At 71.7% G+C, this 13715-nt stretch carries 15 protein-coding genes; 7 read left to right on the forward strand and 8 right to left on the reverse strand.

Features of this window, described 5'->3' with window-relative positions:
- Nucleotides 1-159 precede the first annotated feature (159 nt).
- The 3 genes from ACFYY1_RS02860 to ACFYY1_RS02870 all read right to left on the reverse strand — a co-directional run bounded on the left by ACFYY1_RS02860 (nucleotide 160) and on the right by ACFYY1_RS02870 (nucleotide 4254).
- Nucleotides 160-1245 (reverse strand): ABC transporter substrate-binding protein, encoded by a 1086-nt coding sequence (locus ACFYY1_RS02860; RefSeq protein WP_388579925.1) that lies wholly within the window; start codon nucleotides 1243-1245, stop codon nucleotides 160-162.
- 197 nt (nucleotides 1246-1442) lie between these two features.
- Nucleotides 1443-2627 carry a cytochrome P450 gene (locus ACFYY1_RS02865; protein WP_388579927.1) on the reverse strand — a complete coding sequence of 395 codons (1185 nt, stop codon included), beginning with the start codon at nucleotides 2625-2627 and terminating at the stop codon, nucleotides 1443-1445.
- Nucleotides 2628-3069: 442 nt separating this feature from the next.
- Nucleotides 3070-4254 carry a helix-turn-helix domain-containing protein gene (locus ACFYY1_RS02870; protein WP_388579930.1) on the reverse strand — a complete coding sequence of 395 codons (1185 nt, stop codon included), beginning with the start codon at nucleotides 4252-4254 and terminating at the stop codon, nucleotides 3070-3072.
- Between the two features lie 132 nt (nucleotides 4255-4386).
- Between ACFYY1_RS02870 and ACFYY1_RS02875 the strand changes: the two genes are divergently transcribed.
- Nucleotides 4387-4947: a flavoprotein gene (locus ACFYY1_RS02875; RefSeq protein ID WP_388579932.1), complete on the forward strand. Its 561-nt coding sequence runs from the start codon at nucleotides 4387-4389 to the stop codon at nucleotides 4945-4947.
- Between the two features lie 37 nt (nucleotides 4948-4984).
- Entirely contained in the window at nucleotides 4985-5401 is a 417-nt protein-coding gene (locus ACFYY1_RS02880) for a hypothetical protein (protein ID WP_388579935.1), read from the forward strand.
- A gap of 135 nt (nucleotides 5402-5536) precedes the next feature.
- Here the strand turns inward: ACFYY1_RS02880 and ACFYY1_RS02885 are convergent, their stop codons facing one another.
- Together ACFYY1_RS02885 and ACFYY1_RS02890 are read right to left on the reverse strand one after the other, a co-directional pair.
- Nucleotides 5537-5611 (reverse strand): 50S ribosomal protein bL37, encoded by a 75-nt coding sequence (locus ACFYY1_RS02885; protein WP_015034725.1) that lies wholly within the window; start codon nucleotides 5609-5611, stop codon nucleotides 5537-5539.
- Nucleotides 5612-5653: 42 nt separating this feature from the next.
- Nucleotides 5654-6568, reverse strand: a complete 915-nt coding sequence (locus ACFYY1_RS02890) for a MerR family transcriptional regulator (protein ID WP_388579938.1) — start codon at nucleotides 6566-6568, stop codon at nucleotides 5654-5656.
- Nucleotides 6569-6662: 94 nt separating this feature from the next.
- Here ACFYY1_RS02890 and ACFYY1_RS02895 point away from each other — a divergent pair, with 94 nt between their 5' ends.
- From ACFYY1_RS02895 to ACFYY1_RS02910, 4 genes are all read left to right on the forward strand, one after another.
- Complete coding sequence (locus ACFYY1_RS02895) at nucleotides 6663-7361, forward strand: hypothetical protein (protein WP_388579941.1); 699 nt, start codon at nucleotides 6663-6665, stop codon at nucleotides 7359-7361.
- Nucleotides 7362-7526: 165 nt separating this feature from the next.
- Nucleotides 7527-7961 (forward strand): hypothetical protein, encoded by a 435-nt coding sequence (locus tag ACFYY1_RS02900; RefSeq protein WP_388579944.1) that lies wholly within the window; start codon nucleotides 7527-7529, stop codon nucleotides 7959-7961.
- 40 nt (nucleotides 7962-8001) lie between these two features.
- Entirely contained in the window at nucleotides 8002-9387 is a 1386-nt protein-coding gene (locus ACFYY1_RS02905) for a DUF1254 domain-containing protein (protein WP_388579947.1), read from the forward strand.
- Between the two features lie 69 nt (nucleotides 9388-9456).
- The gene (locus tag ACFYY1_RS02910; RefSeq protein WP_388579950.1) at nucleotides 9457-9681 is read left to right on the forward strand and encodes a DUF2277 domain-containing protein; all 225 of its coding nucleotides are present in this window, start codon (nucleotides 9457-9459) and stop codon (nucleotides 9679-9681) included.
- On the opposite strand, the gene ACFYY1_RS02915 is transcribed toward ACFYY1_RS02910, so the two are convergent.
- The 3 genes from ACFYY1_RS02915 to ACFYY1_RS02925 form a co-directional block, all read right to left on the reverse strand.
- On the reverse strand, nucleotides 9668-10339 hold the full coding sequence (locus ACFYY1_RS02915) for a DedA family protein (protein WP_388579952.1): 672 nt from the start codon (nucleotides 10337-10339) through the stop codon (nucleotides 9668-9670). The two genes, ACFYY1_RS02910 and ACFYY1_RS02915, sit on opposite strands and share 14 nt — an antisense overlap.
- 293 nt (nucleotides 10340-10632) lie before the next feature.
- A complete protein-coding gene (locus tag ACFYY1_RS02920; RefSeq protein ID WP_388579955.1) occupies nucleotides 10633-11088 on the reverse strand; it encodes a DoxX family protein in 456 nt (151 codons plus the stop codon).
- A gap of 815 nt (nucleotides 11089-11903) precedes the next feature.
- Nucleotides 11904-12548, reverse strand: coding sequence for an HNH endonuclease family protein (locus ACFYY1_RS02925; protein WP_388579958.1), 645 nt, complete (start codon nucleotides 12546-12548; stop codon nucleotides 11904-11906).
- A 430-nt stretch (nucleotides 12549-12978) separates the two neighbouring features.
- On the opposite strand from ACFYY1_RS02925, the gene ACFYY1_RS02930 reads away from it, so the two are divergent.
- Complete coding sequence (locus tag ACFYY1_RS02930) at nucleotides 12979-13713, forward strand: ABC transporter permease (RefSeq protein WP_388579960.1); 735 nt, start codon at nucleotides 12979-12981, stop codon at nucleotides 13711-13713.
- Nucleotides 13714-13715: the final 2 nt, after the last annotated feature.

Below are 13715 nucleotides of genomic sequence, written 5' to 3' on the forward strand. Positions count from 1 at the left end.
ACGGTGCGTGGGCCGAGGTCGTGGCCGTGTTCGATCGCGATGCCGTACTTCAATGGGCGCTCTTCCGGGTGTGGCTGGATACGACGGCCCGTACGGATACACAGACGGGTGGACAGTGCCGAGTCCGGAAGGCCGTGGGCAGTCGGCGTCCGTGTGCTCTCAGCCGGTGTGGAGGGTCCGGAAGTGATCGGGGGCCGCAGGGTCGCGGTCGACGACTTGGATGGGGGGCCACGTCCATTGCCGAACGCCGATGCCCGGGACCCGGGAGAACCGGATCGGTCCGCGGGTGCCCTCGGTCGCCACGTGCGGCCATGACTCGGCTATGGCCGCACGGTCCGTGCCGTGGGAGCGCAGTGTCTCGGCGAGGACGGTCACGGTGTCCCAGCCCTCGAACGCGACGAAGGAGGGCGGTTCGCCCAGCCGGGCGCGGAGTTCCTTCCCGACGCGTTCGCCGAGCGGGCCGAGGTGTTCGGGCAGGTAGCGCAGGAACGGGATCCCGGCGCCGTGCTCGCCGAGCGCTGCGGCCCATTCGGCGAATTCCGGTTGTCCGGCCGGAGCGCCGATCAGGATCTCCGGGAGGCGCCCATCCGCGCGGACGGCCCTGACGAGGGGTATCGCCGGCTCCGGATGGCCGACCAGCAGGAGGAGGGCCGTCGCGTCGTGCTCGACGAGTGCGTCGCACAGGGCCCGGGGCGTGAGCGCGTTCGTGTCGAGTTCGATGACGGTGCCACCGCGGGGAGTCAGGTGGTCCCGCAGGATGCGCGTCCCGGACGCCCAGTAGACGCTCGGCTGGGTCGCCACGGCGATCCGGCGCCGGCCCGCGCCGAGGAGGAAGTCCGCGTAGATCCGCCAGCCGCGGGACTGGGCCGGGGCCAGGCGTGCGACCCACTCCGTGGGCTCCTCGGTGAGCGCGTCGAGCACCGCGGAAGAACAGAGGAAGGGGATGCCGAGGGCGTCGGCCCGTGTGGCGGCGGCGCGGGCGACGACGCTGTGGTACTCGCCCACCACGGCGGCCACGTCCAGGCCGGCCAGCTCGTCCACGGCCGCCGCGGCGCGCTCCGGATCGGCCGCGGTGTCCCGGACCACCAGTTCCAGCGGCCTGCCGTCGATCCCGCCGGCGTCGTTGACCTCGCGGACTGCGAGGTCGAGTCCGGTGAGCAGGTGACGGCCCGCCCCGACCCAGCCGGGCGGTGTCAGCGGGACGAGGGCGCCCAGGCGGACGGGCGGCGACGAGGGTGTGTTCATCGGGTGGCGTCTCCCCTGGCGTGATGCGGTTGGCGTGATGCGGTCGTGGTCCGCCCGGATCGTGTGCCGGCCGGGGCCGGCGGTTCGCGTTCGCGCCATGCCTCGCGCGCGGGGGCGAGCCCGGGTGATCAGGCGGTCATTGGATCCACCACCAACGCCCGGAGGCAACCGGTTATTTGTTCGCCGCCCGGAGACGGCTACCAGGTCACGGGCAGGTGCCGGGGGCTTCGGGTGAGTGCGCTCGTGCGCCACTCGACGGCGTCGACCGGCACGGTCAACCGCAGACCGGGGAGCCGGGCGGCCAGTCGGTGCAGGGCGAGGCGGAGTTCCGTACGGGCCAGCGAGACACCCAGGCAGTAGTGCTGTCCGCCGCCGAAGGCGAGGGTGGGGTGTTCCAACGGGGCGAACAGGTCGGCGAAGGGGTCACCGGGGAAGGCGGCGGGGTCACGGTTGGCCGCGCCGCGGTCGAGGGTGACGAGGTCTCCGGCCCGTACGGTCACCCCTCCGATCTCCAGGTCCTCGGTGGCCCGCAACGGGTTGAAGTGTTTCGCGGGGTCGTTGAGCGGGATCAGGTGGGTCAGGCGCTCGGCCAGTACGCCGGCGGCCGCTTCGTCGGAGCCCAGGCGGGCCCAGTCCGCCGGGCGTTCGTCCAGGAGATAGAGGAGGGAGTTGCCCAGCACGGTCATGGTGGTGTCGTAGCCGGCCACCACAAGTGTGCTGACGAAGTGGACGAGTTGGGATTCGGGGATGCCGCCTTCGCGGTCGGCGGCCTGTACGAGGGTGCTGATCAGGTCAGGGCCCGGGGTGCGTCGGCGGTCGGCCATGAGACGGGTGGCGAACTCGGTGAACTCGCGTGCGGCCTCGGCGGGTTCGTCGCTGGGAGCGGAGGGAGCGGAGGAAGCGGAGGGGTCGGGGAAGGCTAGCTCGGTCCAGCGCAGCAGCCGGGTTTCGTCGATGTCGTGGACGCCCAGCAGCTTGTTCATGACCGCGATGGGCAGGGGGCGGGTGTAGTGGTCGACGAGGTCTGCGGGCGGGCCGTGTTCGGCGAGCCCGGCGACGAGCCGGTCGGTGACCTCGGCGACCATGGGCGTCAGCCGGCCGACCCCGCGAGGGGTGAGGAGCCCCTTGACGGTGCGGCGCAGTCGCAGGTGTCCGTCGCCGTCCTGCTTGGTCATGGCGTCGGGGGATCCGGTCAGGGGCGAGGCGGCCGTCGCGGGCAGCAGGGCCCGGGTGAACCGGTCCTCGGCCAGCACCTGGCGGACGTCGTCGTAGCGGGTGAAGTGCCAGGCAGGGCTGCCGCCGGGCAGCGCTGTCCGCCGGGGCGGGCCGGGGGCGGCGAACACCAGCCGGTGCAGGGGGAGGGACTTCTCGTTGGCGGTCAATGGTCCTCCTGACCCCGGGGTACGCGGACGCGGCACCATCCTGATCATCCTGACACCCCGCGAACACGGTGTGTGGATGGCCGCTGTCAGTGTGTCGCCGCCTCGGCCGGCCGGGGCGGCCTCGCTCGGCGGCGTGATCAGGAGTGGTTCCTCCAGCACGTGGCGCAGCAGCGCGGAAACCATCGGGCGGCGCTCCCGTGCGCGTTCATGGTGCGTGGGCCGAGGTCGTGGGCGGCCGTGTTCGACAGGGGGGCGGCGCACCAGACGCAGGTCGCGCCGCGCTGTTGTTGCTCCGTCAGTTCGATGGCTGGCGGTACGTCCCTCGCGGTCATGGCGTCCCCGGCTCGTCAGTGATCAGGTGAGTCCAGCGTGACGGGCCGGGGAGGGCCCAGCGCTCACGGATCCGTGAGTGTCGGCAGGCCGGGCCGGGGAGCGGGCGGGGTCACAGGCCGATCCAGGCGGCCAGGTGGCCGAGGGTGTCCGGGGTGCGGCGCGAGATGTGCACCAGGCCCTTGATCGTCTCGCGGGCTCCCGGGTGGTAGCGCGTCTGCTCGGGGGCGGCGTGCCGGGCGTCGACGATGCTGCTCAGCGCCGCCTCCGTGCGCCCGGTCTCCATCTCCGAGCGTGCCCTGTCGATGAGGAAATGGGCGCGGCGGGAGGTGGCGAGAGCCGTCGGCAGGTTGATCGTCCGGGCCTGCTTCAGGGCTTCGTCGTACTGCCGCATCTCGACGGCCGCCGACATTCTGTGCAGTGCGACGTTCGTGGGGCCGAAGGAGAGCCAGTGGACTTCGGACGCGTCGCCGGTCCGCTCGGCACAGCGCCCCGCCTCGGCGATGTGGGTGTCGACGGCATCCTGTTGGTCGGCGCGGGCGGCGATCACGGACGCTCCCAGGTGGAGCTGCCCGGTGACGGCCACGGCCTCACGGGTCTGCTCCGAGGCGCCGACGATGCCGTGGCCCACTTCCACGAGACGCCGGCCGATCCGGTACTCCCCTTCCCGGAAGTAGACCAGGGCCCGCATGTACTGGCGGATCGCGGACAGGCACGGGTCGGACGCCCGCCGGGCGGCCCAGTCCATCCGGTCGAGGGCAACCGCGGACAGGTCGTAGTAGCCCAGCTTCACGCTGATGTCGTGGGCGGTCCGGTACGCGGAAGCGAGGGCCTGCCACAGCTCGGTCGACGGGGTGCGCCAGGCCGCGGTGGTCAGCTCCGCGATCGTTCCGGGCAGCGCCAGGGCGGCCTTGCGCAGACGCGTGGCGCGCACCTGCTCGCACAGGGCGGCCGCGGCTTCGACGAGGTGGCCCGGCGGGCGGCCGGGGATGGCGTCGTCGGCGCCCAGGTCGTACAGGTCGAGGGCCTCGCGGATGGGGCGTACGAGCTCGGCGAGGCGGTCCTGCCGCAGTTCGGTCACGTAGGGCTGCCCCGTCAGTACGGCGACGTCGACCCGCAGGGCCCGTGCCACCGCCGCGATGAAGTCGAGGTTCGCGGGTTTGGCGCCGCATTCGACCTGGTTGAGGAGGCTGTAGGAGTACGGGATCCGTTCCGCGAGTTGCCGTTGAGTCAGGCGGGCCAGCTTCCGCTGCTCTCTGATCCGGGCACCTGTGTGATCGCCGTCCAGTCGGGGCATGTCGCTCTCCGTTCCTGACTCGTCATCCGGGACGGTACCCGTGCCGTGCGGTGCGGGACCCGGCGTTACCGCCGATTCCACCCGGTTCGGGGGTGGTTGCGCGCCCTGGGCCCGGCGCGGTGGGATGGGTGGATGAAGACCCTGTACCTGTTCGGTTCCGCCGCCCCGCCGGTCCTCGAAGCGGCCCGGGTCGTGGCGGACGCCCGGACCCGGGGCTGGGACGTGTGTCTGGGGCTGACGCCGACGGCGGCCAAGTGGGTGGGGGCGCGACCGGAGGAGCTGGAGGGGCTGGAGGCGCTGACCGGGCACCCGGTGCGCTCCGAGTACAAGATGCCGGGCGAACCGGACGTGTGGCCCCCGGCGGATGCGATCCTGCTCGCCCCGGCCACCTTCAACACGATCAATCACTGGGCGTACGGCCTGACTTCGAGCTTCGTCGTCGGTGTGGTCGCGGAAGCCGTCGGGAAGCGGATTCCCACGGTGACGATGCCGTGCGTGAACGCCGCCTACGCGCAGCATCCGCAGTTCGCCCGGTCCTTGGAGACACTGCGGGGCGCCGGGGTGACGGTGCTTTACGGGGAAGGGGGCTTCGAGCCGAACCAACCGGGCGAGCGCCGGCCGGAGGGGTTTCCCTGGCATCTCGCCCTGGACGCGGTCGGTGCCTGCCACCGCACTCGGACGGGCGAGAAATGATCTTCCGCATCCATGGCCACAGGGCCAGGATGGCCACATGGGGGATTCCAGTGCGCAGGCAGCGTTCCGTGTGACGTTCACCGACTACCAGCAGGACCCGGACGACAGCGACGTCCTCCGGCGAGCGGTCACCGTCCTGGCGGACCGCATCACGTTCGGGGAGAACCAGCTGGAGCTCTGGCTCACGGGAACGCTGGTCGGCGATTTCCCGCTGGACGTGATCGAGTCGGTCTGTCCACAAGGAGACCCCGGCAGGAGGCGGGCGTCGCCGGACGAACTGCGCTCCCGCTACCCGCACATGGGTGAGCCATGGGCACAGCAGGACGACGCCAGGCTTCTCGCGCTCTACCAACAGGGCGAACGCGATCTCGACGTCCTCGGGAAGCAGTTCGGCCGGAAGCCCGGCGCCATTCGGTCACGGCTGGCGAAGCTCGGCCTGGAGAGTCTCGCCTGAGCCCAAGACCTGAGCCCAAGACCTGAGCCCAAGAGGTGAGCGGCTACCGGCAGGGTGGACTCAGGGGAGGTTGCCGGAGCGTCCGTGGTGCCCCGGGGAGCATGAGCGCTTCTCGGGGCACCACGGGGGCTCGGTTCAGGCGTTGGGGCGCTTGCCGTGGTTGGCGTTCTTCTTCTTGCGGGCGCGGCGCTTGTTTCCTCGCTTGGCCATGACCTGCCTCCCTCACCTGGGGGTTTCTGGGCCTTGGCCAGTTTAGGTTCGGCCCGTCCCGGCCGCATCAGCTGTGTCGGTGAGGGCCTCGATGAGCCAGGTGAAGGCCGGGGTCGGGTCTTCGGGGGGCGGCCAGGAGTTGACCACGGCGAGCAGTTGGAGGTAGCGCAGGCGGCGGGGGTCGTTCGCCGTTCTCAGGAAGGTCAGCAGGTCGTGGCCCGTAGTGGTGTCGGCGTACTCGGCCTCGACCGCCTTGACGATCCGGGCGGCCCGGGATGATGTCGGGGCGATGCCCGCACGCAGGGCCGGGGCGACGTGGGTGTGGATCGTCGCGGTGGGGTCCGGGCGGGTGAGGTCGGCCGGTACGTGGGTGGCCAGGCGGCGCATGAAGGCGGCGAAGCCGGGGGTTCGGGTCAGTTCGGCCAACTCGATCCAGGCCTCGGCCTGTTCGGCGTCGGGGTTCTCGGGCAGCTCCGGGGTCATCGAGCGCATGATTCCGGCGAATGCCGGTGCGGCGTCCTCACCGCCGAACACGGCGGTGAGGAAGTCGCCGATCAGGTGGCGGCGTTCGTTCTCGGAGAGCCTGGTCAGTTCGTGCATGGCTTCCAGCTCCTCGGGTGTGGAACCGCGCCCGGCCGCAGCCGTCAGTACCGCCTGCCGCATCCGCAGCGTACGGATCTGCACCGCCAGCGCCCGGGCGTGCGTCGCGGCGACCTCGGGCAGGGAGAGTTCGCGGTCGGCGACCTTGCGGGTCGTGGACAGGTCGAGCCCCAGCTCGCGCAGAGTACGGACCAGGCGGAGGCGTGCCACGGCTTCGGGGTCGTAGAGGCGGTAGCCCGCAGGGCTGCGGGCGGCGGGGGACACGATCCCGCGGTCGGAGTAGAAGCGGACGGTCTTCACCGTCAGCCCGGTCTGCCTGGCCAGATCCCCGATCGGGAGGAGCGCGTCGCCGTTCATGTCCGTAACCCTCGGGCCTCCCCCTGCGGGAGAGTCAAGCCCCGGCTCGCCGTAACGTGTCCTGGTCACGTCAGTACCGTCCCAGGGGGGATACATGTCGTACGGCTATCCGCCGCCCCAGCCCGGTCCGCAACCCCGGCCCGGCCAGGAGCCCCAGCCCGGTCCGTCCCCCTGGCCCGGCCAGGATTTCCAGTCCGGTCAGCAGCCGCCGGGCTCGTCGCCGTACGCGCATTGGCCGCAGCCCGTGCCCGGGGCGTACGGCTGTCCGCAGCCGCCCACGAAGTCCCGTACCGGGCTGATCGTCACCCTGTCCGTGATCGGTGGGGTGGTCCTTCTGCTGGCGGCCGGGGTGCTGGTCGCCGTGACGAGCGGGGGCGGCACGTCGTCGACGGCCGGGCCGAAGCCGTCGGGGGTGGAGGCCACGGCGAGCGGGTCCCCCGCTGCGAGCGGTGCGCCCGCGCCCGGAGACGCCTCCGACGCGCCCTCGGAACTGCCGGCCCTGGAGGGTACGGACGGCGAGGGCGATGTGCGGATCACCCGGTGCCAGGTGGACTCGCTGACCGAGTGGCCGGATGCGGATGTGGAGATCGTGAACCACGGCGACGCCCAGGCGTCCTACATCGTGTCCGTGGAGTTCGTGGACGGGGACGGTACGCGCCGGGCTTCGGGGCTGGCGACGGCGACCGACCTGGCGGCGGGGCAGAAGTCGGTGCAGAAGGCCCAGGGACTGGGGAAGGTCCCGGGCAAGATGACGTGCAAGATCTCGAAGGTGACGCGGCTTCCCTCGTCGTGACGACGGTCGTGGCCGGGCGTTCTGTCCGCGTGGCCTGCCCGGTGTTCTGTCCGGGGGTTCGTCCGGGGTGGTTCACCCGGATGGGTGCGGCCGGGTGGTCGTGCGGGGAGGTGGCGCGCAGGGTCGGTTCTGTTCCGCAGTCCCGATCCGGTCCAAGGAGTTCCGATGGCTCACACAGCGCCCACGCCCGGCACCGCCGGTTCCGCCGGCCACGGGGACATCAATCCCTGGGCGGCCAGCGGAGTCATTTTCGCCGGTGTCCTGCTGCTCGTCGACGGTGCCCTCGGAGTGATCAAGGGCATCTCCGGTCTCGCCACCGACGATGTGTACGCACACGTCAGGAACTACACGTTCAAGTTCGATGTGACCTCCTGGGGATGGATCTACCTCGTCCTCGGCATCGTGCTCGCCGTCGTCGGCTGGGGGATCCTCAAGGGTGCCGAATGGGCCCGTGCCACAGGTGTGGTGCTGGCCGCCATCAGCATCATCATCAACTTCGTCTGGCTTCCGTACCAGCCGACCTGGGCGATCATCTCCATCGCCATCGACGTGTTCGTGATCTGGGCCCTGTGCACGGACCGCTCGAAGGCGGTCATCTGAGGGGAGTTCCGAGGGGTGCGGAGGCCGGGAGGAGGCAGCGGTGGAACTCGTCGCACTTGCCGCCGAGGCGTACATCTACGGGTATCCGCTGGTCCGGGACCTGTCGGTGGTCGAAGGCGCCATGTACACGGGCTTCGGTCCGCTGCCTCCCACCCCCTTCAACCACTTCGCGCACGCGGACCGGCCGGTGCCTGCCGACACACCCTTCGTGTCCGTCGGCGACGACACCGTCCGGTCCGTCGCTCATCTCGACCTCACCGGCGGGCCGGTCCTGCTCCACGTCCCCGGCCCGGACGGCGCGTACCGCGTGCTGCAGTTCGTCGACGTGTGGACCAACAACTTCGCGTACGTCGGCCGCCGCGCCACCGCTGTCCGGGCCGGTGACTGGCTCGTCGTTCCCCCCGGCTGGGCGGGCCGCGAGCCCGACGGTGTGCTCGGGGTCATCGACGCGCCCACCTCCGTCGTCACCGTCATCGGCCGCAGCGTCTGCGATGCCGACGGCGACGGCGACGGGTTGGAGCGGGTCCGTGCGTTCCAGGAGCAGCTGACCGTCACGTACACCGAACCGGGTACGCACCGCACGGGGCTGCCCGCGCCCGACCCCGACGTACCGGAGGCGCTGCGGTTCTTCGAGCAGCTCAGGGTGTGGATGGCCGACTTCCCACCGGCCGCGCCCGACCAGGCGTATCAGGACCGGTTCCAGCCGCTGGGGCTGCTGGAGGAAGGGCCCTCGCCCTACGTCCGTGCCGACGCCGCCCTGGTGCGCGCACTGACCGAGGGGGCGGCGCGGGGCAGGGCGCGCGTGGAGGAGGCGAGCCGGGCCGATGCGGTTCCCGTGGGGTGGGTGATGGAGCCGCATCTCTTCGACTACAACCTCGACCACTACGGCGTCGGGACCATCGACTCCCCGCAGTGGCGGATCGCCGACCGCGAGGAGTCCTACCTGACCAGGGCGGTGGCGGCACGGAGCGCGCTGTGGGGCGTCCACGGTTACGAGGCGGTGCACGCCCACACCCTGTGTGACGCCGGGGGCGAGCGGCTGAACGGGGCCCGCTCCTACGTGCTGCGGTTCGCGGGGCGGCCGCCGGCCGGGGCGGGCTGGTCGCTGGCCGTGTACGACATGGCCGGGCGTCGAGTGGACGGGGACGGCGTGGACGGGCGGGGCATGGACGGGCATGGCTTGGACGGGCATGGCACGGCCGGTCGGCGGATCGGCGAGTCCCCGGCGGGGCGCGGCCCGGCGTATGCGGAGGACGGTTCGCTGACGGTCCGGGTCCAGCGGGAGCGGCCGGGCGATCCGGTCGCGGCGGCGAACTGGCTGCCCGTGCCCGACGGGGACTTCCGGGCCGTGCTCGGGCTCTGTGCGCCGGAGGCCGGGATCCTCGACGGTACGTACGAGTTCCCCGCCGTCGAACGGGTTCGGTGAGGGGAGCCGGGAAGCCGGGTAGTGGGGGCGAGGCGGGCGGTTGTCAGTGGTGCGGTTCACACTTGAGTCATGTGCCGCAGCATCAAGACCCTTCGCCCGCCAGCCATCCCCGAAGAGGCCACCGAGGAGGAGATCCGGGCCGCCGCCCTGCAGTTCGTGCGCAAGGTGTCCGGCTTCCGCGCTCCGGCCGCGCACAACCAGGAGGTGTTCGACCGGGCCGTCGACGAGATCACCGAGGCGACCGTCGGACTGCTGGACGGGCTGGAGGTCCGGGGCGCGGTCAGGACGTCGTAGTGGCCGTGGCGGTCGCCGATGCCGCGGCTGCCGCCTCCGCCGTCGGGCGGCGCACGAGATACGCGGCCAGGGCGCCCGCCATGAACAGGGCGAGGACCGAGATGGCCGTGGCCACCCATGTCGCACCGAGCCACTGGCCGCCGAAGTAGCCGAGGCCCACGCTGTAGACGGCCCATGCCACGCCTGCCAGGGCCGACCAGGGCAGGAATTCCTTGACCTTGCGGTGCGCGGCGCCCGCGCCCAGGGAGACCACCGAGCGTCCGGCCGGGGCGAAGCGCGCGATGATCACGAGGATGCCGCCGCCCCGGGCGAGGGCGGCGCCGAGCCGCTCCTGCGCGGAGGTGAGGCGGCGGGAGCGGGCTATGGCCCGGTCCAGTCGTTCCCCGCCGCGCCAGGCCAGCCGGTACGCGACGAGGTCGCCGAGCACCGAGGCGGTGGCCGCGCAGAGGATCAGGGCGAGGAGCGAGGGAACCTCGGTCACCTGCTCGGCGGCGCCCGCGCCCGCGACGGTCGTCGAACCGGCGGCGGCGGCCGTGGCGGCGGTGATCACCAGGACCCCGCTGGGCAGCAGGGGCAGAAAGACGTCCAGGAGCACCGAAAGGGCGACCACGACGTATATCCATGGGCTGCCGGTCAGTGCGCCCACACTCTCAAGCACCTACTACTCCCCGATTCGGAACAACGCCGCGACGTCGCAGGGGAGCGGCAGGAGCGGCAGGGTCAGCTGTAGAGCGTACGCCTGGCGTTCATCCGGTGATCCACAAATACGAGCGATGTTGGGAACCTCACGTACATCCGGAAATGGGAAGCATCGGTTCCGGGTGTCCGGCCGGATGTACGTGAGGAATGGTCCGCTGTGCGCGGGTGGGAGGAGGCCCGCGCCGACTGCGGGAGAGCGGTCCCGTGGGCGGCGGGCGCGGGCGGGTGCGGGTGGGTGGCGAGGGGGGTGGATCAGACCGTTACGGGCGGTGCCTGCTCGGGTACGCGGTCCTTGCCGTGCTCCGTGCCGCCCCGGCCGAACAGCCGGTCCAGGGCCAGTGCGCCGGGGCCGGTGAAGACCAGCAGCAGGAACGCCCAGCAGAAGACGGCCGAGGGCTCGCCGCCGTTCTGCAGCGGGAACAGCGCCTCGGGCTGGTGGACCTTGAAGTACGCGTACGCCATGGAGCCGGAGCAGATCAGGGCGGCGACACGGGTGCCGAGCCCGACCGTCACGAGGGCGCCGCCGACGAGTTGGATGACCGCCGCGTACCAGCCGGGCCAGGTGCCGGCGGGTATGGAGCCGCCGTTCATGGCGCCGCCGAGGACGCCGAAGAGCGAGGCGGTGCCGTGGCAGGTGAAGAACAGGCCGATGACGATCCGGAAGAGGCCGAGTGCGTAGGGCTGAGCCTGGTTCAAGCGTGTGTGCATGGGGGGAGGGCTCCTTCGGTCTGATGGGGACGTGAACCGATTGAGTGCCTCAGATTAGGGAAACCTCACCAATGCTTGCAAGTTCAAGTTTCTGTCGACTGGCTGAAAGTTGCCCCATGGTTCTCGGTCAGGCTTCGGTTCGGCACCGCCTCCAACTGCGAACCCCTGCCTGCTGTCTTGGCCTGAACCAATGGCGGCGCAGCTTTCCGGCCATGCGGGGCGAGGGGGGTGGGTTGCTTGCCGAGTCCTGGTCCGCCGGTGGTGTACCACTGGGCCGTTGATGTCTTCGCCCGGCCGTGCCGTGCGGTGCGGCTTGCTGGTTCGCCGTCATGTCCCGCTCCGGCCGGAGTGGATACCGGCTCCGGGGCGTCCGGCGGCGAGGTGTGCGCGGGCGGGGCAGGTCAGCTGCCGGATGCGGGTCCCGGGGTGCCGTCCGGTGCTTGGGCGGGGGTGCGCGGCGTGGCTGTGCAGGTATGGGGTGTATCGCCTGACGGTGAACAAAATGTCGCCGGAGTGTTCGGAGGGGAGGCGGCTCCGAACGCTCCGGCGACGTTGTGTGGACCAGTGGCGGCCGGAGCCGCGGCGGTGGGGTGCCCCGGCCCCGTACGGGCCGGGGTGGCAAGGGGGTTCCCGGGTGGCCGGCGGGCCGGCCCGGTGCCGTGCGCCGGTCACCGCTGCCCGTCGGGCTCCCGGGGCGTGCGGGTGCCGGCCGGGGCCGGCCGTACTCGGCCGAAAACCCGCCGGGGGCGGAATCGGGGACGGGGATGCGCCTGCGGGTGCGGAGCCGCGCGGTGCGCACGGCTCCGCACCTCCGCTCAGCAGCCGTTCAGGATGGACTGCAGGGCGCTCTTCTCGGCCGAGTCGACGGTCAGGTCGTAGTAGTGCTTCACGTGGACCCAGGCGCGCGCGTACGTGCACTTGTACGCGGTGCGTGAGGGCATCCATTCGGCCGGGTCCTTGTCGCCCTTGGCCTGGTTGACGTTGTCCGTGACCGCGATGAGCTGAGGTCGCGTCAGGTCGTTGGCGTACGCCTGGCGTTCGGCGGTCGTCCAGCTGCTGGCGCCCGACCGCCAGGCCTCGGAGAGCGGGACCATGTGGTCGATGTCGAGGTCGGAGGCGGCGGTCCAGGTGGCGCCGTCGTACTCCGAGTACCAAGTGCCGCTGACGGCGGCGCAGCTGGAGTCCTGCGTCACGTTGGTGCCGTCGCGCTCCAGGACGACCTCGCGGGTGTTGCAGGCGCCCGACTGGGTGATCCAGTGCGGGAACTTGTCGCGGCTGTAGCCGGTCGACGAGCCCTCCGCGGCGACGGTCAGTTGGCTGAGGTAGGTGCGGGCGGTCGAGGCGGAGACCGGGGTGGGCATGGCTGCCTGCGCGGTGGGGGCGGTGAGCAGGGTGGTGGTTGCGGCAAAGGCGGCGGATGCGGCGAGGACGGCGACGCGACGCGCGTAGACACCGGACATGCGAACTCCCTTGATGTGGGGGGACCTTGGACGGGTGACCCGTGAAGCCCGGCCATCGTGGCCAAGCCAGGTTTCCGTGGGGTGGGCACCAGGTAACAGAGTGACGACATGGGCACGTCACATCAAGAGTTCCGACGAACAGGGCTGGAGCATGGGGGCGTACGTCCGCATCTGCGCGGGCGCACAGGCTGACGCGGCGACAGTTCGGGTACGCCGGTGGCTGATTCGCGCGGTGGGTCGGAGGTCGGGACGGGCCGGGCCGGTTCGGATTGGGCAAGGCCAGCCGGATCAGACCGGATCGGGCCGGATCGGGCCGGATCGGGGCGGACCGGATCGGCTCGGTCGGACCGGACCGGACCGGACCGGCTCGGACCGGATCGGATCGGATCGGGTCGGGCAGGGTCGGCCGGGCCGGTCGTAGGGTTGCGGCGTGCTGCTACCGGTCAACATCACGCTCGGGGTCGTACTCGCCCTGCTGCTCGCGGCGGCGGCCACGGTCGCCGCTCTGGCCTCGCTCGGCCGGTCGCGCGAGATCCTGCTGGCCGGGCTGCGGGCCGCCGTCCAACTCGCCGCCGTCTCCCTGCTCATCGGCTGGGTGGTCCGTTCGCTGCCGCCGCTGCTCGGGTTCGTGGCGTTGATGTACGCCGTGGCGGTACGGACCGCGGGGCGCCGGATCACCCGCAATCGCACCTGGTGGTGGGCGGCGCTGCCGATCGCGGCAGGGGTCGTTCCGGTGGTCGCCCTGTTGCTGCTCACCGGGCTCGTGCCGGTCCGGGGCATCGCGCTGATCCCGGTGACCGGCATCCTCATCGGCGGTGCGCTGACCGCGACCGTGCTCGGCGGAAGGCGGGCACTGGACGAGCTGACGTCCCGGCGCGGGGAGGTGGAGGCGGGTATGGCGCTCGGGCTGCTCGACCGTGACGCGCGGCTGGAGATCGCCCGGCCCGCGGCGTCGGACGCGTTGCTGCCGGGGCTCGATCAGACCCGGACGGTGGGGCTCGTCACCCTGCCCGGGGCCTTCGTGGGCATGCTGCTGGGCGGCGCCTCACCGGTGCAGGCGGGGGCCGTGCAGCTGTTCGTACTGGTCGCCCTGATGGCCGTGCAGGCGGTGGCCGTCACGGCGGTGCTCGAACTGGTGGCGCGGGGACGGCTGCACCGGGGGTGACG

Origin of the sequence: Streptomyces sp. NPDC001890 (assembly GCF_042891445.1) — a bacterium.
Classification (GTDB): domain Bacteria; phylum Actinomycetota; class Actinomycetes; order Streptomycetales; family Streptomycetaceae; genus Streptomyces.

Bases quoted from the DNA above. Each gene is read 5' to 3' on its own strand.
- ACFYY1_RS02860 (WP_388579925.1), bottom strand. From the start codon at position 1,245: ATGAACACACCCTCGTCGCCGCCCGTCCGCCTGGGCGCCCTCGTCCCG.
- ACFYY1_RS02870 (WP_388579930.1), bottom strand. From the start codon at position 4,254: ATGCCCCGACTGGACGGCGATCACACAGGTGCCCGGATCAGAGAGCAG.
- ACFYY1_RS02875 (WP_388579932.1), top strand. From the start codon at position 4,387: ATGAAGACCCTGTACCTGTTCGGTTCCGCCGCCCCGCCGGTCCTCGAA.
- ACFYY1_RS02880 (WP_388579935.1), top strand. From the start codon at position 4,985: ATGGGGGATTCCAGTGCGCAGGCAGCGTTCCGTGTGACGTTCACCGAC.
- ACFYY1_RS02890 (WP_388579938.1), bottom strand. From the start codon at position 6,568: ATGAACGGCGACGCGCTCCTCCCGATCGGGGATCTGGCCAGGCAGACC.
- ACFYY1_RS02895 (WP_388579941.1), top strand. From the start codon at position 6,663: ATGTCGTACGGCTATCCGCCGCCCCAGCCCGGTCCGCAACCCCGGCCC.
- ACFYY1_RS02900 (WP_388579944.1), top strand. From the start codon at position 7,527: ATGGCTCACACAGCGCCCACGCCCGGCACCGCCGGTTCCGCCGGCCAC.
- ACFYY1_RS02910 (WP_388579950.1), top strand. From the start codon at position 9,457: ATGTGCCGCAGCATCAAGACCCTTCGCCCGCCAGCCATCCCCGAAGAG.
- ACFYY1_RS02920 (WP_388579955.1), bottom strand. From the start codon at position 11,088: ATGCACACACGCTTGAACCAGGCTCAGCCCTACGCACTCGGCCTCTTC.
- ACFYY1_RS02925 (WP_388579958.1), bottom strand. From the start codon at position 12,548: ATGTCCGGTGTCTACGCGCGTCGCGTCGCCGTCCTCGCCGCATCCGCC.